29 protein-coding genes and 1 tRNA gene are annotated in these 25,644 nt (G+C 63.3%); 16 read left to right on the top strand and 14 right to left on the bottom strand.

The annotated features are described in order from the left end of the window. Window positions 1-7 precede the first annotated feature (7 nt). Window positions 8-973, top strand: a complete 966-nt coding sequence (locus ACJRPG_RS02555; RefSeq protein WP_407998473.1) for an ornithine cyclodeaminase family protein — start codon at window positions 8-10, stop codon at window positions 971-973. 7 nt (window positions 974-980) lie between these two features. Continuing rightward, entirely contained in the window at window positions 981-1,949 is a 969-nt protein-coding gene (locus tag ACJRPG_RS02550) for a threo-3-hydroxy-L-aspartate ammonia-lyase (protein WP_407998472.1), read from the top strand. Window positions 1,950-2,012: 63 nt separating this feature from the next. Here the strand turns inward: ACJRPG_RS02550 and ACJRPG_RS02545 are convergent, their stop codons facing one another. From ACJRPG_RS02545 to ACJRPG_RS02515, 7 genes are all read right to left on the bottom strand, one after another. Continuing rightward, window positions 2,013-2,735, bottom strand: coding sequence for an ABC transporter ATP-binding protein (locus tag ACJRPG_RS02545; protein WP_407998471.1), 723 nt, complete (start codon window positions 2,733-2,735; stop codon window positions 2,013-2,015). Beyond that, window positions 2,735-3,508, bottom strand: coding sequence for an ABC transporter ATP-binding protein (locus ACJRPG_RS02540; RefSeq protein WP_407998470.1), 774 nt, complete (start codon window positions 3,506-3,508; stop codon window positions 2,735-2,737). Before ACJRPG_RS02540 ends, ACJRPG_RS02545 begins: the two co-directional genes overlap by 1 nt. Before the next feature lie 10 nt (window positions 3,509-3,518). After that, window positions 3,519-4,736 carry an ABC transporter permease subunit gene (locus ACJRPG_RS02535; protein WP_407998469.1) on the bottom strand — a complete coding sequence of 406 codons (1,218 nt, stop codon included), beginning with the start codon at window positions 4,734-4,736 and terminating at the stop codon, window positions 3,519-3,521. 18 nt (window positions 4,737-4,754) lie between these two features. Continuing rightward, window positions 4,755-5,684 (bottom strand): branched-chain amino acid ABC transporter permease, encoded by a 930-nt coding sequence (locus ACJRPG_RS02530; RefSeq protein ID WP_407998468.1) that lies wholly within the window; start codon window positions 5,682-5,684, stop codon window positions 4,755-4,757. 189 nt (window positions 5,685-5,873) lie between these two features. Then, the gene (gene ispH / locus ACJRPG_RS02525; RefSeq protein ID WP_407998467.1) at window positions 5,874-6,824 is read right to left on the bottom strand and encodes a 4-hydroxy-3-methylbut-2-enyl diphosphate reductase; all 951 of its coding nucleotides are present in this window, start codon (window positions 6,822-6,824) and stop codon (window positions 5,874-5,876) included. Further along, the gene (locus tag ACJRPG_RS02520; protein ID WP_407998466.1) at window positions 6,824-7,279 is read right to left on the bottom strand and encodes an FKBP-type peptidyl-prolyl cis-trans isomerase; all 456 of its coding nucleotides are present in this window, start codon (window positions 7,277-7,279) and stop codon (window positions 6,824-6,826) included. The genes ispH and ACJRPG_RS02520 overlap by 1 nt, the downstream gene beginning before the upstream one ends. A gap of 89 nt (window positions 7,280-7,368) precedes the next feature. Continuing rightward, window positions 7,369-8,361: an alpha/beta fold hydrolase gene (locus ACJRPG_RS02515; RefSeq protein ID WP_407998465.1), complete on the bottom strand. Its 993-nt coding sequence runs from the start codon at window positions 8,359-8,361 to the stop codon at window positions 7,369-7,371. Between the two features lie 180 nt (window positions 8,362-8,541). On the opposite strand from ACJRPG_RS02515, the gene radC reads away from it, so the two are divergent. The 3 genes from radC to rpmG all read left to right on the top strand — a co-directional run bounded on the left by radC (window position 8,542) and on the right by rpmG (window position 9,759). Further along, complete coding sequence (gene radC / locus ACJRPG_RS02510; RefSeq protein ID WP_407998464.1) at window positions 8,542-9,216, top strand: RadC family protein; 675 nt, start codon at window positions 8,542-8,544, stop codon at window positions 9,214-9,216. 126 nt (window positions 9,217-9,342) lie between these two features. Next, window positions 9,343-9,579 carry a 50S ribosomal protein L28 gene (gene rpmB, locus ACJRPG_RS02505; protein ID WP_008451488.1) on the top strand — a complete coding sequence of 79 codons (237 nt, stop codon included), beginning with the start codon at window positions 9,343-9,345 and terminating at the stop codon, window positions 9,577-9,579. A gap of 12 nt (window positions 9,580-9,591) precedes the next feature. Beyond that, entirely contained in the window at window positions 9,592-9,759 is a 168-nt protein-coding gene (rpmG, locus tag ACJRPG_RS02500) for a 50S ribosomal protein L33 (RefSeq protein WP_407998463.1), read from the top strand. A gap of 114 nt (window positions 9,760-9,873) precedes the next feature. Here rpmG and ACJRPG_RS02495 read toward each other — a convergent pair whose 3' ends face one another. The 5 genes from ACJRPG_RS02495 to ACJRPG_RS02475 form a co-directional block, all read right to left on the bottom strand. After that, entirely contained in the window at window positions 9,874-11,070 is a 1,197-nt protein-coding gene (locus ACJRPG_RS02495) for a DesA family fatty acid desaturase (protein ID WP_407998462.1), read from the bottom strand. A gap of 45 nt (window positions 11,071-11,115) precedes the next feature. Continuing rightward, entirely contained in the window at window positions 11,116-12,507 is a 1,392-nt protein-coding gene (locus tag ACJRPG_RS02490; RefSeq protein WP_407998461.1) for a mechanosensitive ion channel family protein, read from the bottom strand. Window positions 12,508-12,632: 125 nt separating this feature from the next. Then, a complete protein-coding gene (locus ACJRPG_RS02485; protein WP_407998460.1) occupies window positions 12,633-13,925 on the bottom strand; it encodes an RsmB/NOP family class I SAM-dependent RNA methyltransferase in 1,293 nt (430 codons plus the stop codon). A gap of 8 nt (window positions 13,926-13,933) precedes the next feature. After that, window positions 13,934-14,548, bottom strand: coding sequence for a phosphoribosylglycinamide formyltransferase (purN, locus tag ACJRPG_RS02480; protein ID WP_407998459.1), 615 nt, complete (start codon window positions 14,546-14,548; stop codon window positions 13,934-13,936). 69 nt (window positions 14,549-14,617) lie between these two features. Then, window positions 14,618-15,016: a barstar family protein gene (locus ACJRPG_RS02475; protein WP_407998458.1), complete on the bottom strand. Its 399-nt coding sequence runs from the start codon at window positions 15,014-15,016 to the stop codon at window positions 14,618-14,620. A gap of 409 nt (window positions 15,017-15,425) precedes the next feature. Between ACJRPG_RS02475 and ACJRPG_RS02470 the strand changes: the two genes are divergently transcribed. The 6 genes from ACJRPG_RS02470 (at window position 15,426) to ACJRPG_RS02445 (ending at window position 19,312) form a co-directional block, all read left to right on the top strand. Continuing rightward, window positions 15,426-15,935, top strand: a complete 510-nt coding sequence (locus tag ACJRPG_RS02470) for a glycine zipper 2TM domain-containing protein (RefSeq protein ID WP_407998457.1) — start codon at window positions 15,426-15,428, stop codon at window positions 15,933-15,935. A 103-nt stretch (window positions 15,936-16,038) separates the two neighbouring features. Then, window positions 16,039-16,833, top strand: a complete 795-nt coding sequence (locus ACJRPG_RS02465) for a spermine/spermidine synthase domain-containing protein (RefSeq protein ID WP_407998456.1) — start codon at window positions 16,039-16,041, stop codon at window positions 16,831-16,833. Window positions 16,834-16,842: 9 nt separating this feature from the next. After that, a complete protein-coding gene (gene tfpB, locus ACJRPG_RS02460; protein WP_407998455.1) occupies window positions 16,843-18,612 on the top strand; it encodes a type IV pilus assembly ATPase TfpB in 1,770 nt (589 codons plus the stop codon). A gap of 52 nt (window positions 18,613-18,664) precedes the next feature. After that, window positions 18,665-18,740 (top strand) — tRNA-Lys (locus ACJRPG_RS02455). A 120-nt stretch (window positions 18,741-18,860) separates the two neighbouring features. Continuing rightward, a complete protein-coding gene (gene relB, locus ACJRPG_RS02450) occupies window positions 18,861-19,064 on the top strand; it encodes a type II toxin-antitoxin system RelB family antitoxin (RefSeq protein ID WP_407998454.1) in 204 nt (67 codons plus the stop codon). Window positions 19,065-19,180: 116 nt separating this feature from the next. Then, a complete protein-coding gene (locus ACJRPG_RS02445; RefSeq protein ID WP_407998665.1) occupies window positions 19,181-19,312 on the top strand; it encodes a type II toxin-antitoxin system RelE/ParE family toxin in 132 nt (43 codons plus the stop codon). Here ACJRPG_RS02445 and ACJRPG_RS02440 read toward each other — a convergent pair. Next, window positions 19,284-20,549, bottom strand: coding sequence for a PepSY-associated TM helix domain-containing protein (locus ACJRPG_RS02440; protein ID WP_407998453.1), 1,266 nt, complete (start codon window positions 20,547-20,549; stop codon window positions 19,284-19,286). The genes ACJRPG_RS02445 and ACJRPG_RS02440 overlap by 29 nt on opposite strands. A 7-nt stretch (window positions 20,550-20,556) precedes the next feature. Beyond that, a complete protein-coding gene (locus ACJRPG_RS02435) occupies window positions 20,557-22,758 on the bottom strand; it encodes a TonB-dependent siderophore receptor (RefSeq protein WP_407998452.1) in 2,202 nt (733 codons plus the stop codon). Window positions 22,759-22,904: 146 nt separating this feature from the next. On the opposite strand from ACJRPG_RS02435, the gene ACJRPG_RS02430 reads away from it, so the two are divergent. From ACJRPG_RS02430 to ACJRPG_RS02410, 5 genes are read left to right on the top strand one after another with little or no spacing between them, the layout of a single operon-like run. Further along, complete coding sequence (locus ACJRPG_RS02430; protein WP_407998451.1) at window positions 22,905-23,240, top strand: metalloregulator ArsR/SmtB family transcription factor; 336 nt, start codon at window positions 22,905-22,907, stop codon at window positions 23,238-23,240. Further along, a complete protein-coding gene (locus ACJRPG_RS02425) occupies window positions 23,237-23,668 on the top strand; it encodes a YeeE/YedE family protein (protein ID WP_407998450.1) in 432 nt (143 codons plus the stop codon). Before ACJRPG_RS02430 ends, ACJRPG_RS02425 begins: the two co-directional genes overlap by 4 nt. 10 nt (window positions 23,669-23,678) lie before the next feature. Further along, window positions 23,679-24,110, top strand: a complete 432-nt coding sequence (locus tag ACJRPG_RS02420; protein WP_407998449.1) for a DUF6691 family protein — start codon at window positions 23,679-23,681, stop codon at window positions 24,108-24,110. Window positions 24,111-24,122: 12 nt separating this feature from the next. Then, window positions 24,123-24,917, top strand: coding sequence for a sulfite exporter TauE/SafE family protein (locus tag ACJRPG_RS02415; RefSeq protein WP_407998448.1), 795 nt, complete (start codon window positions 24,123-24,125; stop codon window positions 24,915-24,917). Window positions 24,918-24,936: 19 nt separating this feature from the next. After that, the gene (locus ACJRPG_RS02410) at window positions 24,937-25,638 is read left to right on the top strand and encodes an MBL fold metallo-hydrolase (RefSeq protein WP_407998447.1); all 702 of its coding nucleotides are present in this window, start codon (window positions 24,937-24,939) and stop codon (window positions 25,636-25,638) included. The last annotated feature ends 6 nt before the right edge of the window (window positions 25,639-25,644 follow it).

Here is a 25,644-nt window from a genome sequence, read left to right as displayed (position 1 = left end):
GAACGCCATGTCTGAAGACGCCCGCCTGCTGCTGCTCGACCGCGACCAGGCCGCCGCGCTCCTGCAGCCGGACGACGTGATCGCCGCGACGAAGCAGGCCTTCCTGCTGCACGCGAGCCGCGAAGGCCGCGTATTCCCGCTGGTGCGCGAGCCGCTGCCGAACGGGATCTTCGGCATCAAGTCGGGCGGCGTGGAAAACGAAGAGCTGCTCGGCTTCAAGGCGGCGGGCTTCTGGCCCGGTAACCGCAAGCTCGGGTCGGACGCGCACCAGGCCACCATCATGCTGTTCGACCCCGATACGGGCCGCCCTCAATGCCTCATCGACGGCAATGCCGTCACCACAACGCGCACGGCTGCCGCAGGCGCGCTTGGCCTGCTTGCGCTGGCGCGTCCCGAAAGCCGCAGCATCTGCGTGTTCGGCACCGGCGTACAGGGCGTAGCGCAACTGGACTACGCGCTGCGCGTGATGCCCGGCCTGCGCACCGTGCGCTACGTTGCCTCCTTCAGCCGCCGCGACGAAGCATTCGAAGCGCATTTCGCGGGCCGCTGCGACATCGCTCCGGGCAGCAGCGCCGACGAAGCCGTGGCGGCGAGCGACATCATCATCTGCGCCACGCCCGGCCGCGCCGTGCTGTTCGACACCGATGCCGTACAGCCGGGCACCCACATCAACGCCGTCGGCAGCGACACGCGCGGCAAGCGCGAACTGCCGGAAGGCCTGATCCCGCGCGCCCGCGTGTGGGCCGACGACCTGCCGCAAGCGCGCGCCCTCGGCGAACTGCAATGGTCGCAGGACAGCAGCGCCGAGGAACTTGGCGCCCTGCTGGCCGAAGGTGGTATTGCGCGCAGCGCAGAAGACATCACGATTTTCGATATGACGGGCATCGCCCTGCAAGACCTTACGGTGGCGCGCATGCTGCAACAGCGCGCCTTGGCAACTGGCACGGGCAGCAGCATCGCCTGGCCGTGGTAATCACAGGATGAAAGATATGAGCCAACTCCCCACTTATGCCGACGTGGTAGCGGCATCCGAACGCATCAAAGGACAAGCCCACCGCACGCCGGTGCTCACCTCGCGCACGGCGAACGAAGAACTGGGCGCGCAACTGTTCTTCAAGGCCGAGAACATGCAGCGCATGGGCGCCTTCAAATTCCGGGGCGCCTACAACGCGCTGTCGCGCTTCACGCCCGAGCAGAAGCGGGCAGGGGTAGTCGCTTTCTCGTCCGGCAATCACGCGCAGGCGATTGCGCTGTCAGCGAAGCTGATGGGCATTCCGGCCACGATCGTGATGCCGCTGGATGCGCCCGCGTCCAAGGTGGCCGCCACGCGCGGCTACGGCGCCACGGTTGTCACCTACGACCGCTACAAGGAAGACCGCGAACAGATCGGCCGCGAGCTCGCGCAGAAGCACGGCTTCACGCTGGTTCCGCCATACGACCATGCGGACGTGATTGCGGGCCAGGGTACGGCGGCAAAGGAACTGTTCGAAGAAACGGGAGAACTGGACGCGCTGTTCGTCTGCCTGGGCGGCGGCGGCCTGCTGGGCGGCTCCTCGCTGGCTGCGCGCGCGCTGTCGCCGCAGTGCAGGATCTACGGCGTGGAACCGGAAGCCGGCAACGACGGCCAGCAATCCTTCCGCAGCGGCAGCATCGTGCACATCGACACCCCGAAGACGATTGCCGACGGCGCGCAGACGCAGCACCTGGGGAACCTCACCTTCCCGCTGATCCAGCAGAACGTGAACGATATTTTGACGGTGAGCGATGCGCAGCTGGTGGAAGCAATGCGCTTCTTCGCATCACGCATGAAGATCGTGGTGGAACCCACGGGCTGCCTGGGCTTCGCCGCCGCGCGCGCGATGAAGGACGAACTGCGCGGCAAGCGCATCGGCATCATCATCAGCGGCGGCAACATCGACATCGACCGCTTCGCCACCCTCCTCGCCTGACACCTTGGGGTCAGGCCCCACCTGTCATACTGACAGCGGGTGCCTGACCCCATGGTGTCATGTTTATTCGCCGAGGTAGGCGGCTTTGACGCGGGGGTCGTCGAGCATGTCGGCGGCGTTGCCGGTCATCGTGATGAGGCCGGAGTCCATCACGTAGCCGCGGTGCGCAGCTTGCAGCGCGAGCTTGGCGTTCTGCTCGACCAGCAGCACGGTGATGCCTTGTTTCGAGACGTCGCGGATTACTTCGAAGATCTTGTCGACCATGATCGGCGACAGCCCCATCGAAGGCTCATCCAGCAGCAGCAGGTGCGGATGGCACATCAGCGCACGCGCCATCGCCAGCATCTGCTGTTCGCCGCCGGACAGCGTACCGGCCAGCTGCGCCGAACGCTCTTTCAGGCGCGGGAACACCGAGTACCACTTCTCGATATCGGCTTCGATGCCCGCCTTGTCGTCGCGCGTGTAGGCGCCCATCATCAGGTTTTCATGGATGGTCATGCGCGTGAACACGCCGCGGCCTTCCGGCACCATCGCCAGCTTTTTCTCCACCAGGTGGAAGGACTGGGTGCCCTTCAGCGACTGCCCAAGGTAGGACACCGTGCCTTCCACCTTGCAGGCCGGCAGCGTGCCGGTGATCGCCTTCAGCGTGGTGGTCTTGCCCGCGCCATTGGCGCCGATCAGCGTCACCAGTTCGCCTTCGTTGACTTCGAGGTCGATGCCCTTGACTGCCTTGATGCCGCCGTAAGCGACCTTGAGGCCGGAGACTTTCAGTACATTGGCGCCCATCAGTGCGATCCTCCCAGATAGGCTTCAATCACAGCCTTGTTGCTTTGAATCTCGGAAGGCAGGCCTTCCGCAATGAGCTTGCCGTATTCGAGCACCGAAATCCGGTCGCACAGGCCCATCATCAGTTTCACGTCGTGCTCGATCAGCAGCACGGTCTTGCCTTCGTTCTTGATCTTCACCAGCAGTTCGCGCAGCGCCAGCTTTTCGGTGGCGTTCATGCCCGCTGCCGGTTCGTCCAGCGCCAGCAGCTGGGGATCGGTCGCCAGGGCGCGTGCGATCTCCAGGCGGCGCTGGTCGCCGTAGGACAGGAACTTGGAGGTGCGGTTGGCGAACTGGCCGATGCCCACGAAGTCGAGCAGCTCCTGCGCGCGCTTGCGGATCGATGCTTCTTCTTCACGCGCCGCCTTGTGGCGGAACACGGCGCCGAACACGCCCTGGTGCGAACGCACGTGGCGGCCCACCATCACGTTTTCCAGCGCGGTCATTTCACCGAACAGGCGAATGTTCTGGAAGGTGCGCGCAATGCCCGCCTTCGCCACCGCGTGCGGCGCCGACGGCGAGTAGTGCTTGCCCGCCAGTTCGAAGGTGCCGGTATCGGGCTGGTACAGGCCGGTAATCACGTTGAAGAAAGTGGTCTTGCCCGCGCCGTTAGGACCGATCAGGCCATAGATCTGGCCGCGCATGATCTTGATGCCGACGTCGGTCAGCGCCTGCAGGCCGCCGAAACGCTTGTTGACGCCTGCGATATTCAGAAGGACTTCTTGTTGGCTCATTCTTGCTTCCTCAGGCGGGCATCACGCCGGACGATTGATCTTTGGTGTCGCTGTCGGCATCCGGACGGTCTTCATGCTTGGGCGACGGCCACAGGCCTGCCGGGCGGTACAGCATAATCAGCACCATGGCCAGGCCGTACAGCAGCTGGCGCAGCACTTCCGCTTCGATCAGCACGTGGCCGAACAGCTTTTGCTGCAGCGGTTCCACGACGTGGCGCAGCACTTCCGGCAGCGCGGCCAGCAGCGCGCCGCCGACGATCACGCCCGGAATGTGGCCGATACCGCCCAGCACCACCATGGCCAGCACGGCAATCGATTCGGTCAGCGAGAACGATTCCGGCGACACGAAGCCCTGGAAGGACGCGAACATGGCGCCCGCCACGCCGCCGAAGGTGGCACCCATCGAGAACGCCAGCAGCTTCACGTTGCGGGTGTTGATGCCCATGGCCTTGGCCGCAATTTCGTCTTCGCGGATCGCCACCCAGGCGCGGCCGAGGCGCGAGTGCTGCAGGCGCGCGGTGACGAAGATAGTGACAATGGTGAGGAACAGGAACAGGAAGTAGTAGGCGTTCACGGACGGCATGGCGAAGCCGCCGATATACACCGTGGCGCGCGAACCGGCTTCGCCGGCCAGGTTCACGCCAAACACGCGGATTGGCTCGATCAGGTTGATGCCCTGCGGGCCATTCGTCACATTGATCGGGTCATTCAGGTTGTTCATGAAGATGCGGATGATCTCGCCGAAGCCCAGCGTCACGATCGCCAGGTAGTCGCCGCGCAGCTTCAGGGTCGGTGCGCCCAGCAGCGCGCCGAACACGCCGGCCAGCGCCGCCGCCAGCGGCACGATGAACCATACCGACAGGTGGATGCCGTTGGTGCGGATCTCTTCGCCGAACAGGGAAGCGAGCGCCTCGCCCGTTTCCGGATGCAGGTTGATCAGCGATTCCAGCAGCGTTGCGAACTGCGGCGATGCCAGCAGGCCGGTCATGTAGGCGCCCAACGCATAGAAAGCGATGTAGCCCAGGTCCAGCAGGCCGGCGAAACCGACCACGATGTTGAGGCCCAGCGCAAGCATGATGTAGAGCAGCGCGAGGTCCACGATACGTACCCAGGAGTTGCCGAAGTGCTGGGCGATGAAGGGGAATACCAGCATCAGCACCAGCACCACGCCCATGCTGATATAGGCCTTGGTCGGGTTCTTCTGGACTTCGAAATTCAGGAGTGCCATGTTCTTGAATCCTTATGCTTATGCGCGGTCTGCGACGCGTTCACCCATGATGCCGGACGGACGGATCGTCAGCACCAGGATCAGGACCACGAAGGCGAAGATGTCCTGGTAGTTCGAACCGAGGAAGCCGCCCGTCAGGTCGCCGATATAGCCCGCGCCCAGGCTTTCGATAATGCCCAGCACGATGCCGCCGATCATGGCGCCGTAGATATTGCCGATGCCGCCCAGCACCGCGGCCGAGAAAGCCTTCAGGCCCGGCACGAAGCCCATCGCGAACTGGATGGACGCGTAGTTCGCGCCCCACATCACGCCCGCCACGGCGGCCAGTGCGGCGCCGATGGCGAAGGTGGCCACGATCACGCGGTTCGAATCCACGCCCATCAGGCCTGCCACGCGCGGGTTCTCCGCCACGGCGCGCATCGCGCGGCCCATGCGGGTTTTCTCGACCAGCAACACCAGGCCGAACATCGAGGCGGCGGCCAGCACCAGCAGCAGCACCTGGGTCACGCTGATCACCGCGCCGCCGACATGGATTGGCTCGCTCGGCAGCAGTTGCGGGAAGGGCAGCGGGTTACGGCCCCAGATCATCATGGCAAAGGTCTGCAGCAGGATGGACACGCCGATCGCGGTGATCAGGGGAGCAAGGCGGGGGGCATTGCGCAGGCGGCGGTAGGCCACGCGCTCGATAATGATATTCACCAGCATGCAGAGCGGGATGGCGCCGATGATCGCAATCGCCAGCTGCACATAGCCCGGCAGGCCTGGCGCATACGCTTCCAGCAGGCGCAGGATGGTCAGGCCGAGCATGGCGCCGATCATCAGCACATCGCCGTGGGCGAAGTTAATCAGGTTCAGCACGCCGTACACCATCGTGTAACCGAGGGCGACCAGCGCATACATGCTGCCCAGCACCAGCCCGTTGATAATTTGTTGGATAAAAGTATCCATCGTGAGAATGCCCCTTCAGGTAACAAAAACGGCACCCGGACGATAAAGTCTCCGCGGTGCCGTCATTCAACGGAACAGCAATTTTTCAAAGCGATCGCAATGATAGCGAGGATTGCGTGAAACGAAACACTGAAAAATCGGGAATATTCTAAATTAAATTCACGCTCAGCAGGACAATCTCACGCTGCTTCAGGCCGCAGTGTTGTTTTTGTTGCCATCCAGCCCCTTCGGCAAGGGGAAGGTCACGTGTTCTTCCACGCCCTCCAGCGGACGCACGCTCTTCGCGCCCAGCTCCTTCAGGCGGTCGATCACGGCCTGCACCAGCACTTCCGGCGCCGAGGCCCCCGCCGTCACGCCCACGCGCAGCTTGCCTTCCAGCCAGGCCGGATTGATCTGGGAGGCGTTGTCAACCATATAAGCCGGCGTGCCTTTTTTCTCGGCCACTTCGCGCAGGCGGTTCGAATTGGAGCTGTTCGGGCTGCCGACCACAATCACCAGCTCCACCTGCGGCGCCATGAACTTCACGGCTTCCTGGCGGTTGGTGGTGGCGTAGCAGATATCGCCCTTCTTCGGCTCGATGATGGCCGGATAGCGCTGTTTGAGGGCGGCGATGATGTCGGCGGTATCGTCCACCGACAGCGTGGTCTGCGACACATAGGCCACCGATTCCGGGTTGCGCACGTTCAGCTTCGCCACGTCGGCCACGGTCTCGACGAGGTGCATGCCCTCTTCCGCCTGGCCCATGGTGCCTTCCACTTCCGGGTGGCCGTCGTGGCCGATCATCACGATCTCGCAGCCCTGCTTGCGCATCTTGGCCACTTCCACGTGCACTTTAGTGACCAGCGGGCAGGTGGCGTCGAAGATCGACAGGCCGCGCGCTTCAGCCTCGGCGCGCACGGCTTTCGATACGCCATGGGCCGAGAACACCAGCGTATTGCCGGCCGGGACATCGTCCAGCTCCTCGATGAAGATGGCGCCCTTGGCGCGCAGGTCTTCCACCACATAGGCGTTGTGCACGATTTCGTGGCGCACATAGATCGGGGCGCCGAACTGCTGCAGGGCGCGTTCCACGATTTCGATGGCGCGGTCCACGCCGGCGCAGAAGCCGCGCGGCTGGGCCAGGAGAATTTCTTTGTCCATTACAGTACCGAGATAAGTTTGACTTCGAACTTCACCGGCTGGCCGGCCAGCGGATGGTTGAAATCGAAGATGGCCGAATCCTCGCGCAGCTCGCGCAGGATGCCGGCAAAGCGGCCACCGCCCGGCGCCGCGAAATCGACCAGGTCGCCGACCTTGTAGTCGGCTCCCGGCACGGAGTTTTCATCCAGGGTCGCGCGCGACACATGCTGGATCAATTCCGGGTTGCGCGGACCGAAGCCGACGCCCGGCTCCAGGTCGAACACCTTGTGCGTGCCCTCGGGCAGGCCGATCAGCAGGTCCTCCAGCACCGGCGCCAGCTGGCCCTGCCCCAGCATCAGGGTGGCCGGATTGCCGGCGAAGGTCGAAACGATGTCCGCCCCGTCCAGGGTGGCGAGGCGGTAATGGAGGGTCAGGTAGGCCGATTTGGTGACGACGGCAGCTTGGATGTCGGACATGGCAATTCTTTTTACGTGCAAACCGCTATTGTAAGCCAGCTTGCCCCGACTCCGTATCTGCCGCCGCGCTTTACTTGTTCAGTAGTTGCTCAGCGTTTCACCTTGCGGTCCAGGAAATCGCGCATCAGGCGGGCGATCTCGTGGCCGTCCTCTTCCAGGGCGAAGTGGCCGGTGTCCAGCAGGTGCAGTTCAGCCTTCGGCAGGTCGCGTTTGTAAGGGTAAGCGCCCTCGGCCGGGAAGATTTTGTCGTTTTTGCCCCAGACGATCAGCATCGGCGGCTGGTGTTTGCGGAAGTAAGCCTGCCACTCGGGATAATGGGCCGGATTCGTGCCGTAGCTGTAGAACAGCTCCATCTGGATTTCATTGTTGCCGGGACGGTCCAGGTAGGCCTGGTCCAGCATCCATGCATCGGGGCTGACGTGGGCGGACGGATCGCGGAAGCCTTCCGTGTACTGCCATTGGGTGGCTTTCAGGTCCAGCACGGCGCGCACCGGGGCCGCGGTCGCCGCGGAGCGGTCTTTCCAGTAGGCCTTGACCGGTACCCAGAAGTCGTTGTCGATGCCTTCGTCATAGGCATTCCCGTTCTGGACCACGATGGCGGTAACGCGCTCGGGATGGGCCGCCGCCAGGCGGAAGCCGACCGGCGCGCCGTAGTCCTGCACATAGAGCGCGTATTTGCTGATGCCGATTTTGGCGGTGAACTGATCGACCACCTTGGCCAGGTTGTCGAAGCTGTAGTTGAACTTGTCGAGGCCCGGCTGGTCGCTCTGGCCGTAGCCTGGGTAGTCCGGCGCGATCACGTGGTAGCGGTCGGCCAGCTTGGGAATCAGCTCGCGGAACATATGGGACGAGGTCGGGAAACCATGGAGCAGCAGCAGGGTCGGCGCATCCTTGGGACCGGCTTCGCGGTAGAAGACTTTGACGCCGTCGATATCGACCTTGTGGTAGCTCACCGCGGTGAGGGGACGGGCAGGCTGGACCTGGGCGGCCGGCGCGGCGGCGTGTACCGGAGCCGCCATGGACAGCACGGAGAGGCTGGTGGCGAAAGCGAGCGGCAGCAGGAGGGTGCGTGGGAGTTTCATGGCATTTCCTTTCGTGGATGATTGAGTGATTCCAGTGTCATCGATACGGCCCACGAAGAGAATCCGCGCCAAAAACAATTAACTATTTCAAATACTGCAACGATGGAGCTTGGGTTGGCTCAGTACAGCCCCGCCCCGGCCGCCCCATAATGCTTCTTCATCCATTCCCGGAGTGCTCCGATGCGTATCACCGACTGGCCGGAACACCAGCGCCCGCGCGAACGGCTCCTGCGCGAAGGTCCGCAAGCGCTGTCGGATGCGGAACTGCTCGCGGTCTTCCTGCGGACCGGGGTGCGCGGCAAAAGCGCGGTGGATATGGGCAGCGATATGCTGCGCCAGTTTGGCTCCCTGCGGGCTCTGTTCGGGGCGACACAGCAGGAATTCGCCGCCGTTCCGGGCATCGGCGGCGCCAAGTTCGCCCAATTGCAGGCGGTGATGGAACTGGCCCGGCGCGCCCTGAGCGAGGAACTGAAGGCCGGTGCCGCGCTCAGCTCGCCCCAAGCGGTGAAAACCTACCTGCGCGCCGCGCTCGCCGGCAAGCGCCACGAATCCTTCCATGTGTTGTTTCTGGACGTCAAAAACCGGCTGATCGAGGCACGCGAACTGTTTCGCGGCACCCTCACGCATACCAGCGTCTACCCGCGCGAAGTGGTGCGGGAAGCGCTGGCGCGCAATGCGGCGGCCGTGATGCTGGCCCATAACCACCCTTCCGGCACGCCTGAACCCAGCGAGTCCGACCTGCTGCTGACGCGGGCCCTGGTGCAGGCGCTGGCCCTGGTGGATATCCGCGTTCTCGACCATTTTGTGGTGGCCGGCAGCCGCGTCCACTCCTTCGCCGAACATGGTCAAATCTAGCTCCGTTAAATGTTAAATTTAAGCTATAGATCAAGACACAATTGTTTTTCGCAAGTGATTGAAAAAGCTGAGTTTTTTGGATATACTCTCGTTTTTCCAATTTCGGAAGTTATTAAGGAGTGCGTCATGGCACGTGTCTGCCAAGTTACTGGGAAGAAGCCGATGGTCGGCAACAACGTTTCCCACGCGAACAACAAGACGAAGCGTCGTTTCCTGCCTAACCTGCAGAACCGTCGTATCTTCGTTGAATCGGAAAACCGCTGGGTCTCCCTGCGTCTGTCCAACGCCGGTCTGCGCGTTATCGACAAGGTCGGCATCGATGCCGTCCTGGCCGACATGCGCGCTCGTGGCGAAAAAGTTTAATAGGGAGCTATCATGGCGAAAACTGGCCGCGACAAAATCAAGCTGGAATCGACCGCAGGTACCGGTCACTTCTACACCACCACCAAGAACAAGCGCACCATGCCTGGCAAAATGGAGATCATGAAGTTCGATCCCAAAGCCCGCAAGCACGTTCAGTACAAAGAAACCAAGATCAAGTAATCTTCGGCTTCATACAAAAACCGCTCCCTGGAGCGGTTTTTTTTCGCCCCAATATCCGGCGGGCCCGGCAAAAAAAACGGCCCCGAAGGGCCGTTTTTGCTTGAGCTGGAAGGCTTACGCGTAGCTGCGCAGGCGCAGGGAGAAGTCCTGCAGGGCCTTGATGCCGGAGGCTTCGGCGCGCTCGCACCAGTCCTGCAGCTTGTGCACCAGCTCGTCGCGCGAGAAATGCGAACGCTCCCACAGCATGCCCAGCTCCACGCGCATATTGTGCATGGTTTCCAGCGCCTTGCTGTGCTGGAACAGCTCGACCAGCTGCTGCTTCTGCGGCGCTTCCAGCTTGGCCGGCTCGCGCTGCAGCAGCTTGCGGGTGGACTTGAGGAAGCGGGATTCCAGCTGGGCCTTGTCCTTCAGGTGCTCCAGCTCCTCTTTCCACGCATGCTTGACGGACTTGGCGTACTTGGCCATCACGTCGTAGCGGTTGGCGATCACGGCCTGCAGCGTATCGAAGTCGGCCTTGATCTTGTCCTTGTCGAACTTCGGCACCGGCGGCAGCTTCTTCACCTTGGCCAGGCCCACGATTTCCAGCGCGCGGATATAGCCCCAGCCGATATCGAACTCGTACCACTTCGAGGACAGCTTGGCCGAGGTGGCATAGGTATGGTGGTTGTTGTGCAGCTCTTCGCCGCCAATGATGATCCCCCATGGGACGATGTTCACCGCCGCATCCGAGCAGTCGTAGTTGCGGTAGCCCCAGTAGTGGCCGATGCCGTTGATGATGCCGGCGGCGGTCACGGGAATCCACAGCATCTGCACGGCCCACACGGTAATGCCCTTGGCGCCGAACAGGATGACGTTGGCGATCAGCAGCAGCGCCACGCCCTGCCAGCTGAACTTCGAGTACAGATTGTGCTCGATCCAGTCGTTCGGGGTGCCGTGGCCGTACTTCTCCAGCGTTTCCTTGTTCTTCGACTCGGCGCGGTACAGTTCGGCGCCTTCCCAGAATACCTTCTTGATGCCGCGGGTCACCGGGCTATGCGGGTCGTCCTCGGTATCGCACTTGGCGTGGTGCTTGCGGTGGATGGCCGCCCACTCCTTGGTCACCTGGCCGGTGGTCAGCCACAGCCAGAAGCGGAAAAAATGGCTCGGGATTGCATGCAGCTCCAGCGCGCGGTGCGCCTGGTGGCGATGCAGGTAAATCGTCACACTCGCGATCGTGATATGCGTCACGATCAGCGTATAGATTACGGTCTGCCAATTGGACAGGCCGGTGACGCCATGCGTCAGGAACTCCAGTACTGCGTTCAACTCCATTACTACTCCACGGTGATTGCCCCGGCTAGGGTCCGGAAATCGGACTTAGCGGCCGGTGTTTTCGCTTGTATTGGTCGCCATTGTACGCCCAATTCCGCCGGAATCCGGCAAAGTTGCCTGCTCATCAACACCGTTCTGCGACACCGCAAGGGGCGGCACCGGTCCCAGGATGCGCATTTCACGTTGCGGGAAGGGAACCGATATCCGATTGTCTTTCAAGGCCTTCCAGATGGCGCGGTTGACGTCCGAGGTCACGCCGCCCTTGCCCGCCTCCGGATCGTTGATCCAGAAGCTGACCTGCAGGTCCAGGCCATCGGCGCCGAAGCTCTGCAGGGTGGCGCCCGGCGGCTTGTCCTTCGACACCCGCGGGATCGAGGCAGCGGCCTCCTCCAGCACCTTGAGCGCGAAGTCGAGGTCGGTATCGTAGGCCACCGATACCTTGGTGTTGAGCGCCAGCATCTTGTTCGACAGCGAAGAATTCTGCACCGGCGTCGAGACCAGCATCTCGTTCGGCACGATGGATTCCACCCCGTCCAGGCCCTGCAGGATGGTATAGCGGGTATTGATATGCGTGACCTGGCCGCTGTATTTGTCCACGGTGATCATGTCGCCGATGGTCAGGCTGCGGTCCAGCAGGATGATGAAGCCGGACACATAGTTGCTGGCAATCTTCTGCAGGCCGAAACCGAGGCCCACGCCCAGCGCGCCGCCGAACACGGACAGCACGGTCAGGTCGATGCCCACCAGCGACAGGCTGAACAGCACCGCCAGCACGATCAGCAGCGCGCGGCCGGTACGCGCCAGCACCACGCGCAGGTTGGAGTTCATGGTCGGCATATTCATCAGCCGCTCTTCGAGCGCCGCACCGGCCCACATGGCCAGCACCACCAGCACCACCACGGACAGCGCGCCCTGCAGGATGGCGGCGATCGAGGCCCGGTTCTTGCCGAGCGGGATATAGGTATCGTCCAGGTAGCGGTAGAGATCGTCCCACACGCCGGTGATATACAGGGCGAAGGCCAGCCACACCAGCAACTGGAAAATCTTCTCGAAGGTCAGCAGGGTCTCGCCCACCTGCCCCTGGCGCGCGAACACGCGGCGCAGCAGGAAGAAGGTAAAGCGGATCACGGCGAGGGAACCGAAGATGGGCAGCGCCACCTTCAGCAGGTTCACGTGGTACCAGCGGTGCAGCACCGCCTGCGACAGCGCCAGCAGCGCCACGATGGCCAGCGGCCCGACCACGCGGCCGAAGCTCTCGATGCCGAAGCGGCGCACGCCATGTGACTCGCGGCCGGCCAGCTTGGCCTGCAGGAAGCGCGCGATGGTCCACCCCAGCGCGATCGACGCCGCCAGCGCGGCCAGTTGCCACAGCAGGCCGGGATCGCGCAGATCCCCCAGCAAATCGTTAATCAGATTGGTAAACGGCGTCTGCTTCATGGCTCTCCCGTGGCTGAGCCCGTGTCCACCTTGGGGTCAGGCACCAAGGTGGACACGGCCTCTACTGTATTGCACTCGAGCTCGTGTCCACTCCGGTGCCTGGCACCAAGGTGGACACGGGCTGGTCAGTTTTCGGATTCGTCCGCGGCGGCGGCTTTGGGCATGGGCTTGCGTTCGAAGACGGCGGCGAAGAAGCCGTCGGTCTGGTGCTTGTGCGGCAGCAGCTTCAGGTAGTCGTCCATCTCCAGCGCGATCTTCTGTTCGGCCAGCACCTGCTTCATCGGCACCAGCGCGAAGTCCGGGTGGCTTTCGATGAACTGCGCCGCCACGGCGTCATTCTCTTCGTTCAGCAGGCTGCAGGTGGCGTAGACCAGGCGGCCGCCGCTTTTCACCAGGCGCGAGGCGCCGTCCAGGATCGCGATCTGCTTTGCCTGCATCTCGCCGATGGCTTCCGGCGGCTGGCGCCATTTCACGTCGGGATTGCGGCGCAGCGTGCCCATGCCGGAACATGGCGCATCCACCAGCACGCGGTCGATCTTGCCCGCCAGGCGCTTGATCTTGGCATCGCGCTCGTGCGCAATCGCCACCGGATGCACGTTCGACAGGCCGGAGCGCGCCAGGCGCGGCTTCAGCTTGGCCAGGCGCTTTTCGGACACGTCGAAGGCATACAGCCGCCCCGTATTGCGCATCTGCGCACCCAGCGCCAGCGTCTTGCCGCCGGCGCCGGCGCAGAAGTCGACCACCATCTCGCCGCGCTTGGCGCCCAGGATCTGCGACAGCAGCTGGCTGCCTTCGTCCTGCACTTCGATGGCGCCCTCTTTGAACAGCGGCAGGTTCTGCAGCGCAGGCTTCTTCAGCACGCGCAGGCCGAGCGGCGCATACGGCGTCGGTTCGGCGGCAATCGGCGCCTCGGCCAGCTTGGCGATTACCTCGTCGCGGCTCGCTTTCAGCGCGTTCACGCGCAGGTCCAGCGGCGCCGGCGTGTTCAGCGCGTCCGACAGCGCCAGCGCTTCTTCCTCGCCGTATTGCGCCACCAGCTTTTCATACAGCCACAGCGGCATATTGGTGCGCAGCGACTTGTGCAGCAGCTTGCGGTCGATGCCGGCCATGCGCTCCAGCCACGCGGTCTCGTCTTCGCTCAGGCCCGGCAGCGCGTCGAGGCCGACGGCATCGAGCATGCCCAGCAGCATCAGGCGCCGCATATTGGCGCCGCCCGCGCCTTCGGCGAAGTCGGTGAAGAAGTTCTTGTTGCGCAGCACCGTGTACACGCATTCGGCGATGGCGCCGCGCTCGCGGCCGCCCAGGCGCGGGTGGTCCTTGAAATAGCGCGACAGGGTGGTATCCGCCGGAGCGGTAAAGCGCAGGATCTCGCGCAGCACTTCTTCTGCGCTGCCGAGTACGGCTGGTGACAATCTCATGGTATTCCTTAGTTAATGGTCTGGTCCACTCGGACCTTGCCATCCTCGACAGTCAGTCTATCTTCAATGAACCAGCGGATGGCGCGCGGGTACAGTATGTGTTCCTGCTGCAGCACGCGGGCGGACAGCGTCTCGGCCGTATCGCCCGGCAGGATGGGCACGGCAACCTGGTCGACCATCGGGCCGTGATCCAGTTCCGCCGTCACAAAGTGAACAGTGGCGCCGTGCTGGGCCAGCCCGGAAGCCAGCGCCGCTTCGTGCGTATGCAGGCCGGGGAACAGCGGCAGCAGCGAGGGGTGGATGTTGAGCATCCGCCCGGCGTAATGCTCCACGAAACCCGGCGTGAGGATGCGCATGAAGCCGGCCAGCACCACCAGGTCAGGCTGGAAGGAGTCGATAACTTCCTGCAGCGCCGCATCGAAGGCTTCGCGCGTCGGGTAGTCCTTGTTCGGCACCACGGCCGTGGCGATGCCATGGCTGGCGGCAAATTCGAGGCCTTTGGCGTCCGCTTTATTGCTGATGACGGCCGCAATGCGCGCCGGCCACTGCTCGGCCTGCGCAGCACGGACCACGGCTTCCATATTGCTGCCGCGGCCGGAAATCAGGATGACGATGTTTTTCATAGGCCGCCATTGTACCTGCTGCGGCAGAGCGGACCAAGAAAGCGGCCCGCACGGAAGGCTGGTGGGCGCTTACTCGAAGGAGTAAAACACGCGGAACGGCACTTTCTTCTCGGCCCAGAAATCGGCCGCGTCGCGGAACACGTCGAGCAGGGTCTCGCGTGCTTCCCGGTCAAATTTTTGCGTATTTGGCAACTGCTCCAGCACGATCAGGAAGCCCGGCTGCGGGCCTGCGGCGTGCAGGGTATTGGTCAGCGTTTCGCGCAGCGCGTCGAAATTTTTACCGCATGGCTTGGGAAAGCGGAATGACTCGGCAATAATTCCCAGAACTTGCTGCTTGGTCAGGCCCGCGTGGCAATGTGCGTATAGGAAATGCTGTCCCAGGCGGCCGGCTTCTTCTTGCAGGTCCACCACCCGGAAGGCCCGGATGGACTGCACAAGATTGGGCGGCACGGTTATCAACAAACTCATTTTTCCCTCAAATCGACCTGTTCTGTACGGTTGTTTTTTTGCTATTGTGAGACACCTATACAATCGTCCCTGCGGCGGGTCATCGCGCCTGCAAGGGCTTAGTCGCATTTCTCTCTATCAATGTAATCCCAGGGTGTTAGGGTAACGTGTTGTACAGCATGAATCAACTTGAATGTGCTTCATGACACAAGAAACGTTAAAAATCAGCCATTTTCGCGCCATTTTATGAGTCATTGCTGAACAGCAGCGCGCGCCAGCGGTGGGCGGCAAGGTTTCGGGCAAGGGGTTACAATTTGTTGCCATGAACGCAGGAACGTTACACGCACCCTTGCTACTATAGGGTTGTGCACTTCCATTTCCCGTAGAACTGCCCACCCAAGACATATAAACAAGATAAGAGGTACTTAATATGAAGATCCAAGCCAAGCTGATGGTGTCCGCCCTGTGCCTGAGCGCAGCGATTCCGGCAGCGCACGCTGTCGAGTTTGAAGATTTTGCCCGCGTGGTCCGCGTGACCCCGCAAATGGAACGCATCAACCGTCCGCGCCAGGAATGCCGCACTGAATATGTGCAGGTTCAGCAACAGCCCCAGCGCGGCGTGGGCGGCTCCATCGTCGGCGGCATCGCCGGCGCCCTGCTGGGCAGCCAGGTGGGCAGCGGCAGCGGCAAGACCGCCGCCACCGCCGCCGGCGCAATTGCCGGCGCCGTGGTCGGCGACCGTGTCGAGAACCAGAACGGCCAGCCGGCCGGCGTGACCGAACAGGCCGTGAAGCAGTGCCGCATGGTCGATCACTGGGAACAGCGCCCGAACGGCTACGAAGTGGTCTATGATTACCGCGGCCGCAACTACACCAGCATCATGAGCTACGATCCGGGCGAGCGCCTGCGCCTGCGCGTGTCGGTCGAGCCGATGCAATAAAGAGCATCACAGCCCACCTCCTCGGGCGACTGCCGGCCAGCGATGGCCGGCAGTTTTTATTTGTGCCCTTGCTACACAGCAAGACAACGCGGGATAATAGCCCATGCTTATCAAACGCAAATCCATCGAAAAAGAAGAATCGTCCCGCCCGGCTGCCCGGCCGGCCGCTCCCCGCAAACCGAAGTTCGCGCCTGTCACCCTGTCGGAACAGGACGGCGTGCGCTACCTGCACTTCGGCACCGAGTGGGTGCAGGGCGCCATGCGCATCCGCAAGCCGGACTGGCCGGAGCTGGAGTATGCACAGCAGATGATGGCCTGGATGCTGTGGAACGATACGCCGCGCGCCATCGCCCAGCTGGGCCTCGGCACCGGCGCCCTCACCAAGTTCTGCTACAGGACCTGGCCGCAAGCTTCGGTAACAGCGGTGGAGCTGAATCCTGCGGTGGTCGCCATCTGCGAATCCATGTTCAAGCTGCCGCCGAACGATGCGCGCCTGAACGTGCTGGAGATGGATGCGATGGACTTCGTTACCGACGCCGCCAACCACGGCACGCTCGATGCGCTGCAGGTTGACCTCTACGACGCCACCGCGCGCGGCCCGGTGCTCGACAGCGCCGAGTTCTACCAGGCGTGCGCCGCCTGCCTGAACGCGGACGGCATCATGACCGTGAACCTGTTCGGTGATCATCCGAGCTATGCGAAGAACCTGAAAGCGATGAAGTTCGCCTTCCCGCAAGTTATCAGCCTGCCGCAGGTGCATGATGGGAATGTGGTGGCGATTGCCTTCCGCACCGCTCGCAGCATTGACGCGGAAGCATTGAACGCACGGGCCGCGCAAATCGTGGCCGATACCAAACTGCCGGCCAAGTCCTGGGTCAAGGGCATACTGGCAAGCTAAGGGACCTTTATGGCGAAAGCGCTCGACCTTCAGCAGATCTTTACCTGGCTTCTCGCCGATGGCATGGTCGAGAAGGCAGACGTCAAGGCCCATTACAACCAGGCCCAGGGCATCCTGCGCAATACTTCCGGCGTGATGCATCCGCTGTGCGCGGTGGCGCACTGCAAGCTGCTGTCCGCCAAAGCGCCCCACAAGCTGCTCACGCTGGACGCGCTGACCGAATGGCTGGCCGAGCGCACCCACCTTCCCTTCTACCGCATCGATCCGCTGAAGGTGGACTTTACGCGCGTGGCGGATGTGATGTCCGCCAGCTATGCGGCGCGCTTCAACATCCTGCCCGTTGAAATCAACACGGATACGCTGACGGTGGCCACCGCCGATCCTTTCGCCCTCGAATGGGAAGCGGAGATTGCCAAGATCTCGCGCCGCGCCATCCGCCGCGTAATCGCGAATCCGCTCGATATCGCGCAGTACACCTCGCAGTTCTTCTCGCTCGCAAAGTCGATCAAGAAGGCCAGCAAATCGACGGGGCAGGACGTCGCGCTGCGCAATAACTTCGAGCAGCTGGTGGAGATGGGCAAGACCAACAAGCAGGTCGATGCCAACGACCAGCATGTGATCAACATCGTCGACTGGTTGTGGCAGTACGCCTTCGAGCAGCGTGCCTCCGACATCCACCTGGAACCCAAGCGCGAGCTGGGCGCCATCCGTTTCCGCATCGACGGCGTGCTGCACCAGGTCTACCAGGTGCCTGCCGTGGTGATGATCGCCATGACGGCCCGCATCAAGCTGCTGGGCCGCATGGACGTGATCGAAAAGCGCCGCCCGCAGGATGGCCGCATCAAGACCCGCACCGCTGGCGGGCAGGAAATCGAACTGCGCCTCTCCACCCTGCCCACCGCCTTCGGCGAAAAGCTGGTGATGCGTATCTTCGATCCGGACGTGGTGGTAAAGACCCTGCCGGAACTGGGCTTCCCGCCCGAGGACGCCGCGCGCTGGGACGCGCTGACCAACCGCCCGCACGGCATCATCCTCGTCACCGGCCCCACTGGATCGGGCAAAACCACCACGCTGTACACCACGCTGAAGTTCCTCGCGACTTCGGAAGTCAATGTCTGCACGGTGGAGGATCCGATCGAGATGGTGGAAGCCTCCTTCAACCAGATGCAGGTGCAGCCTTCCATCGACCTCACCTTCGCCGACGGCGTGCGCGCGCTGATGCGGCAGGATCCGGATATCATCATGGTGGGCGAGATCCGCGACCTGGCGACGGCCGAAATGGCGATCCAGGCAGCGCTGACCGGCCACCTCGTGCTCTCCACGCTGCACACCAACGACGCGCCTTCCGCTGTGATGCGCCTGCTGGAGCTGGGCGTGCCCTACTACCTGCTGGAAGCCACGCTGATCGGCATCATGGCGCAGCGCCTGGTGCGCACGCTGTGCGTGGACTGCAAACAGGACGACGGCGAAATCGCCGACGACATCTGGCAAAGCATCGGCGGCGCCTGGAATATTCCGAAGCCGGAGAAAGTCTACCGGCCGGTGGGCTGCCCCGAATGCCGCCAGACCGGCTACCGCGGCCGCACCGGCATCTACGAGCTGCTGACGGTGACGGAAGCCTTCAACCAACAGGTGCAGGAAGAAACCGACATCAGCGCGCTGCGCCGGCAGGCCGCCGCCGACGGCATGAAGCCGCTGCGCATCGCCGGCGCCTACAAGATCCGCGACGGCGTAACGACGGCCGAAGAAGTCCTCAAAGTCACGGCCGCACTCGGGTGAACGCAGGGACTTGGCAGAGTGTCCGGCACCTGTGTATAATGCGGCCTCTTTCGGGTCGTTAGCTCAGCTGGTAGAGCAGCGGACTTTTAATCCGTTGGTCGCAGGTTCGAATCCCGCACGGCCTACCAAGTTTCAACAAAAATGCCAACCTTCACAGGTTGGCATTTTTGTTTGTGCGCTTGACACAGCTCATGTCTGGGATCGTTGGAGCAGCCCAAACAGCGCAATGGGCCTATAATTGTCCGATCATGAGCGACATGCCATCACCCAATGCAACAGAGTTCGCCACGGCGGAGGAAGCCGAGGCCTATGACCGCTGGTTCCGCGCAAAGGTAAAGGCGGCACTCGGCAGCCAGGATGCTACGTTCTCTCACGAGGAAGTAATGGCGGAGCTCAGGAAAGTACTCGAGGCGAAGCGCGCTACCGATGCTCCCGATCCGTTGGCGCGCTGAAGCCCAGGCCGATCTCGCTACTATTCTCGACTACGTTGCGCAACGTAACGCGCGAGCAGCGGTTGACCTTTATCGCGGTCGACCGGCTTGTCACACAACTCCCTCAGCATCCCTATATGTACCGCGCAGGCCGTGTAGCAGGCACTCGCGAACTGCTTGTTCATCCCAACTACCTTATCGTTTACCGTATCGGCGCGACGGCTATCGAAATTCTATCGGTCATGCATTCCCGTCAGCAGTACCCATGACCGAGTCCAACGCTTCCCTTCGCACGACTGCCACGCGCGATTTGCGCTTGCGCCACCAGATGATCACACCGGTCACGCTCAGCATCGCGACCACCACGCCCATGAAGGAGATCAGCACGCGGCCCGCAATACCGAGGATGCGGCCGGAGTGCAGCGGGAACTGGGCCTGTACGAAGATGTCGGCCGCAGTGCCTTTCCATGGCTGGCGGTCGCCGAGCAGGCGGCCATCCACACCGTCGTAGTACAACACGGCCGGACCGACGCCGCCGGCGCCGTGGTCGTCGCCGGGCTTGAAAAAGCTCACGCCGTAAATGCCGAAATCCTGCGAATAGAACACGCTGCCTGCCGGCTCGGCCCATTGGCGCTGCTGCGCTTCAGTGGACGCGCGCTGCACGATATCGGCATAGCCGACGCGCGGCGCGATGGGATGGTGGCGGCCGGCGGGAGCACGCGTATCGAACGGCGACGGCGTCACTTTCGTTACCTTGCTCATCACGGGATAGAACACCTCCGCATACAGGTTCAGCGAGAATGCCGTGAAGGCCATGGTGAAGAGCAGTACCCAGGTCCACAGGCTGAAAGCACGGTGCAGGTCGAAGTTCAGTTTCGGCCAGCCGCCATTCCAGCGCACCTTCCACGCCGGCTGCCAGCGCTGCCACCATGACTTGCCGCCGTGCGCCTGCTTGCGCCGCAGCGGCAGGGTCAGGTAGAAGCCGACGAAACTGTCCACCACCCAGATCATGGCGATGCCGCCCATCAGCCACAGGCCCCAGCGGTCGATGCCCCACATTTCCGGCATGTGCAGCGTGTAGTGCAGGCGGTAGAGGAAGGAGACGAAGGTCTCCTTGGTGATCGGCCACACGGCGCCCCACTCCCGCTTGCCCAGCTCCACGCCGCTCACCGGGTCGATGAAGACCTGGTTGAAGCCCGGCTCGCCCAGCAGCTTCTTCGCGGGATCGACACGCGGCGCCACGCCGAAGCCCAGCGATTCACCTGCCTCCGCGTGCAGCGGCACAAAGGACACGCTTACCTGCGGATAGCGCTCTTCAATCTGCTGCGCCAGCGCCAGCGAGGCTTGCGCGGCGCCGGGCGTACGCGCTTCCATCAGGTGCGGGTTGAGCAGGTCATCCAGCTCGTGGTCCCACGAGATGATGGCGCCCGTCACGCCGCTGACGAAGAGGAAGCCGGCGGTGATCAGGCCGAGGTAGCGGTGAACAAGGGTCCAGAATGCGCGCATGGACAGGTCAGAAGCGGTACTTGAGGGTCAGGGAAGCGCTGCGCGGTGCGGCATAGGTGATGGCGCCATACGCTGCAAACATCCCGAAGTGCTTCTTGTCGGTGGCATTGTTGATGTTCAGCTGGGCCGACAGCTGCTTCGTGATGTCGTAGCGCGCCATCAGGTTCACCACGCTGAAGGATTCCTGCTCGATCATGCCGTTGGTGGAGGCAGGCGCCGCCGGGTCGAGCGTGTAGGTCCGGCCCTCCCGGTTGACGCCGCCGCCCACCGTCAGCCCGCTCAGGGCGCCCGGCAGCTGCCAGGTGGTGAATACGCGGAACAGCTTGCGCGGATAGACGCTGTTGATGTCGGCGCCTGCAGCATCTTCCGCATCGAACTGCGAGTAGCCTGCGCTGGCGTTCCAGCCGCGCGCCAGCTCGCCGGACAGTTCGAATTCGAAGCCGTCGCTCTTTGCGCCCTTCGCGGCGCGGTAGTAGGTCTCCGGCGCCAGCGGGCCGCCGCCGTCACGGTCGATCAGGCCCGCTTCCTGGCCCAGCTTGTCCTGCTTGATCTTGAATACCGCAAGCGATGCATTCAGGCGTCCACCGAAGAATTCGCCCTTGATGCCCGCTTCGGAACTCTTGCCCACCACCGGATCGAGATTGTTGCCATTGATGTCCTTGAAGTTCTGCGGCTGGAAGATATCGGTATAGCTGGCGTACAGCGAGTAGTTGTCGTTCAGGTCGTAGACCACGCCTGCATAAGGCGTCACCTCGCCATCGTGCTTGATGGCGTAGGCCGGAGTCCACAAGCCATGGCCGATCTTCTCGTAGTTGGTCAGGCGGACGCCGGCGATTACCTTGAGCGGATCGGTGATGGAGAAACGCACCACGCCATACAGGGCCTCCTGCTTCGTCACGCTGCTTTCATAGAAGGTGGGTGCACCCCATGCCGGTTCCGGGAATGCGGCGCCGTTCCAGTTGTTGAAGTTGCCGACGTCCGAACTGCTGCTGCCGAAATCGGCGGCACGGCTGTCGGAGCTGAACTTCTGCTTCGAATGCATATAGCCGAACGCCGCCTCATGCTTGCGGCCGAACAGCTGGAACGGCCCGCTGGCGTGCAGCCCTGCGTCATCCTGCTTCGTCTGCGTGGCATAGGAACCGGCGAAGGAGAACATGCCAAGGCCCGTTAAGCGGTCCGGCACGCCGGACAGGTAGAGCAGGTAGGAGTCGGCCTTGCGGTCGCCCTGTGTAAAGCTGGCGCGCAGCTGCCAGCCGTTGTCGAAACTGTGTTCGAGCCTGGCGAAGAAGTTATCGTATTCGGTGTGCCAGCGCGTCCAGTCGGCGGCGGAGGTTTTGGAACGGTCCCAGTTGGTGTGGCTGCCGTCGGTGTACCAGAACGGCAGGCCGCCCCACATCGGGCCCTTGGGGTCGGTTTCCTGGCGGCTGAAGCCGGCGGACAGCGTGGTACGCGGCGTCAGGTCCGCTTCAATGGTGGCGTAGCCGGTCTGGCTCTTGCTCTTCATGAGATCGACCCAGCTGTCGCTCTTCTCGTATTCGCCGACCACGCGTGCACGGATGGTGCCCGCCTGATTGAGGGCGGTGGACACATCGCCCATCACGCGGCGTTCGTTCCAGCGGCCCACGCCCGCCTCAACCGCCCCCGTCAGCTGCCGGCTGGTGGCGCGCTTGCGGATAAGGTTGATGGCGGCCGAAGGATTGCCCGCACCTGTCATCAGGCCGGTGGCGCCGCGCACCACTTCCACGCGGTCGTAAAGCGCCAGGCCGCCCAGCACTTCGCCGGAACTCCACGCCTGCTCCCAGGTCGTGGGAATGCCGTCGATCTGCAGGTTGGTGATGTCGAAGCCGCGCGCGGTAAAGCCTGCGCGGTGGGTCTCGTACTGGTTGACTGACACCCCGGTCACGTTGTTGACCACGTCCGTCACCGACACCAGGTTCTGGTCTTCGATACGCTGCTGCGTGACCACCGAAACCGATTGTGGCGTATCGCGCAAGGACATGCTCAGCGGCGTTGCGCTGCGGCCCCTGCCCGTGGTGTAGGAGCCGGTGCCTTCGGTCGTTTCGCCCAGCTTCTGCGCGTTGACTTCCACTTGCGGCATCACTGCCGCATTCTGGTCCGCAGTCTGCGCCTGCGCCAGCAGCGGCATGGCGAGGGCCACCAAGGCTGCAAGACGGTTCAGTTCCAGGCCCCGCTGGGCGCGCGCTTCCATGTTCACTGTTGTTCCGATCCCGATTTAAAATATAAATGCGAATGATAACTATTTGCATTTACAAGTCAAGACAAAAACAATCTATTGAAAAACAAACTGTTAGTTCATATAATGTGTTTAGATAGAATTTGCCGGGAGGCCAAACCGTGGTGCACGATCAGGAACAATTCGATTTGCAGGAAATGCAGCGGGCTGCCGCACGCGCCTGCTCACTGCTGAAGACGCTGGGCAATGCCGACCGCCTGCTGCTGCTTTGCCAGCTCACGCAGGGTGAGTTCTGTGTGAGCGAGTTCGAGGCGATGCTGGGCATCCAGCAGCCCACGCTGTCGCAGCAGCTGGCGGTGCTGCGGGAGGAGAAACTGGTGAATACGCGGCGCGAAGGCAAGCAGATTTTCTACAGCCTGGCGAGCAGCGAAGCCATGGCAGTGCTGCAGACCTTGTACCAGCTGTACTGCGCGCCGAAGCAGGGAGAAGCAGAATGAACCTCGACTGGATCAACTTTACCCCCTGGAGCGCGCTCGCCGGCGGCCTGCTGATCGGCCTTGCCGCCGCCGCCTTCGCGCTGGTCAACGGCCGCATCGCCGGCATCAGCGGCATTGTCGGCGGCCTGCTGCGCCCGGCGCGGGGCGATATCGCGTGGCGCCTGGCCTTCCTGGCCGGCCTGATCGCCGCCCCGCTCGCCTACACCCTGTTCGCCGCCTTGCCGGAGGCGCAAATCGACGCCAATGCCGGCACGCTAGCCGCGGCCGGCTTGCTGGTCGGCCTCGGCACCCGTTACGGCAGCGGCTGTACCAGCGGCCATGGGGTGTGCGGCCTGTCGCGCCTATCGCCGCGCTCACTGGCCGCTTCGGCCGTCTTCATGGCGGCCGGTTTTGCGACGGTATTCGTGCTGCGGCACCTGCTCGCTTAAGGAGAACATCATGGAAATCGTCAGTGCATTGTTGATCGGCCTGCTGTTCGGCATCGGCCTGATCGTGGCCGGGATGACCAATCCGGCCAAGGTCCAGGGTTTTCTCGACCTGGCCGGAAACTGGGATCCGTCGCTGGCCCTGGTGATGGGCGGCGCCATCGCGGTGGGGCTGCTCGCCTTCCGCCTGGCCGGCAAGCGCGGGCGCTCGCTGCTCGGCGGCGCCATGCGGCTGCCGGGCACCTCGGGCATCGACCGCCGCCTGCTGCTGGGCAGCCTGGTATTCGGCGCGGGATGGGGGCTGGCAGGCTTCTGCCCGGGTCCGGCGCTGGCGTCGCTCGCCACCGGCGGCGCCAAGCCTCTCATCTTCACGGGCGCCATGCTGGCCGGGATGCTGCTGTTCGAAGTGCTGGAACGTGCCGCGGCCCGGCGCCGCGCTGGCTGAACGGAGGCTGTCATGATGATCCCGCTGTCCCTTGGCCTGGCCATCGGCATGATCCTGGCGCTCACCGGGGCCGGGGGCGGCATCCTGGCTGTTCCGCTGCTGGTGTTCGGCGCCCATATCGGCGTGGCGCAGGCGGCGCCCGCCGGCCTGATGGCAGTGGGCATGGCGGCGGCCCTTGGCGCCATCCTCGGCCTGCGGGCGGGCGTGGTGCGCTACCGTGCCGCCATCCTCATCGCCCTGGCCGGCATGCTGCTCTCGCCGGCCGGACTGTGGCTGGCGCACCGCATCGACAACCGCTGGCTGAGCGTGCTGTTCGCCCTCACCTTGCTGTACATTGCCTTCAACACCTTCCACAAGGCCCGCGCCGCCGGCGGCAAGGACCTGCCGCCGCAAACGCCGGTCTGCAGGCGCACTGCCGCTACCGGCCGCTTTATCTGGACGCGCCCCTGCGCGCGCGCCCTGGCCCTGTCCGGCGCCACGGCGGGCATGCTGTCAGGCCTGTTGGGGGTGGGCGGCGGCTTTGTCGTGCTGCCCGCATTGCGGCGTTACACCGACCTGTCCATGCAGGCGGCGGTCGCCACCTCGCTCGCGGTCATCGCGCTGATTTCCGCCGCCGGCGTGGCGGCCAGCGCGGCCGGCGGCACCCTGGCCTGGAGTATCGCGCTGCCCTTCTCGGCGGGCGCACTGGCCGGCATGCTGGGCGGGCGCGCCTTGTCGGCACGGCTGTCCGGTCCTTCCATGCAGATTGCGTTTGCCCTGCTCTCCGCCCTGGTTGCGGCGGGCATGATCGTTAAGGCCTTGCTGTAAGGGCCGCTCACAGGAGAATATGATGATCAATCCTATCCAGCTATTCGACACCGAGTCGTCGACCTACACTTATATCCTTGCGGCCCCCGGCAGCACCGAAGCGGTCCTGATCGACCCCGTCGAGCGCCACCTGGAACGCGACCTGCTGCACCTTGAGCGCCTGGGCCTGAAGCTGGCGTATGTACTCGAAACCCATGCGCATGCCGACCATGTGACTTCCGCAGGCAAGCTGCGTGAACGCACCGGCGCCAAGGCCGCGGTGCCGAGCGGCTGCGGCATTGCGCCAGCCGAACTGCAACTCAAGGACGGCGACGTGCTCACCTTCGGCAATGGCGAAAGGATCGAAGCGCTGCACACGCCGGGCCATACGGCCGGCAGCACCAGCTATGTCTGGCGCGGCAATGTGTTCACCGGCGATACCCTGCTGATTGACGGCTGCGGCCGCACCGACTTCCAGAGCGGCAGTGCCGATGCGCTGTACGACAGCGTGACGCGCAAGCTGTTCGCCCTGCCCGACGACACGCGGGTGTGGCCGGGGCACGATTACAAGGAGCAGTCGGTATCGACGATCGGCTGGGAGAAACGGCACAATGCCCGCCTGGCCAACCGCAGCCGGGAGGCCTTCATCCAGTTGATGGGGGAACTCAAGCTGCCCAAGCCCAGGCTGATCGACGTGGCAGTGCCGGCCAACCAGAACCTGGGCCTGCCGCACGGCGGCTGAGCGGCA

Source organism: Pseudoduganella rhizocola, assembly GCF_045984285.3.
Lineage (GTDB): Bacteria > Pseudomonadota > Gammaproteobacteria > Burkholderiales > Burkholderiaceae_D > Rugamonas.
Note: the sequence above shows the minus strand (reverse complement) of the source record. Positions and strands in the feature narration are given on the sequence as shown.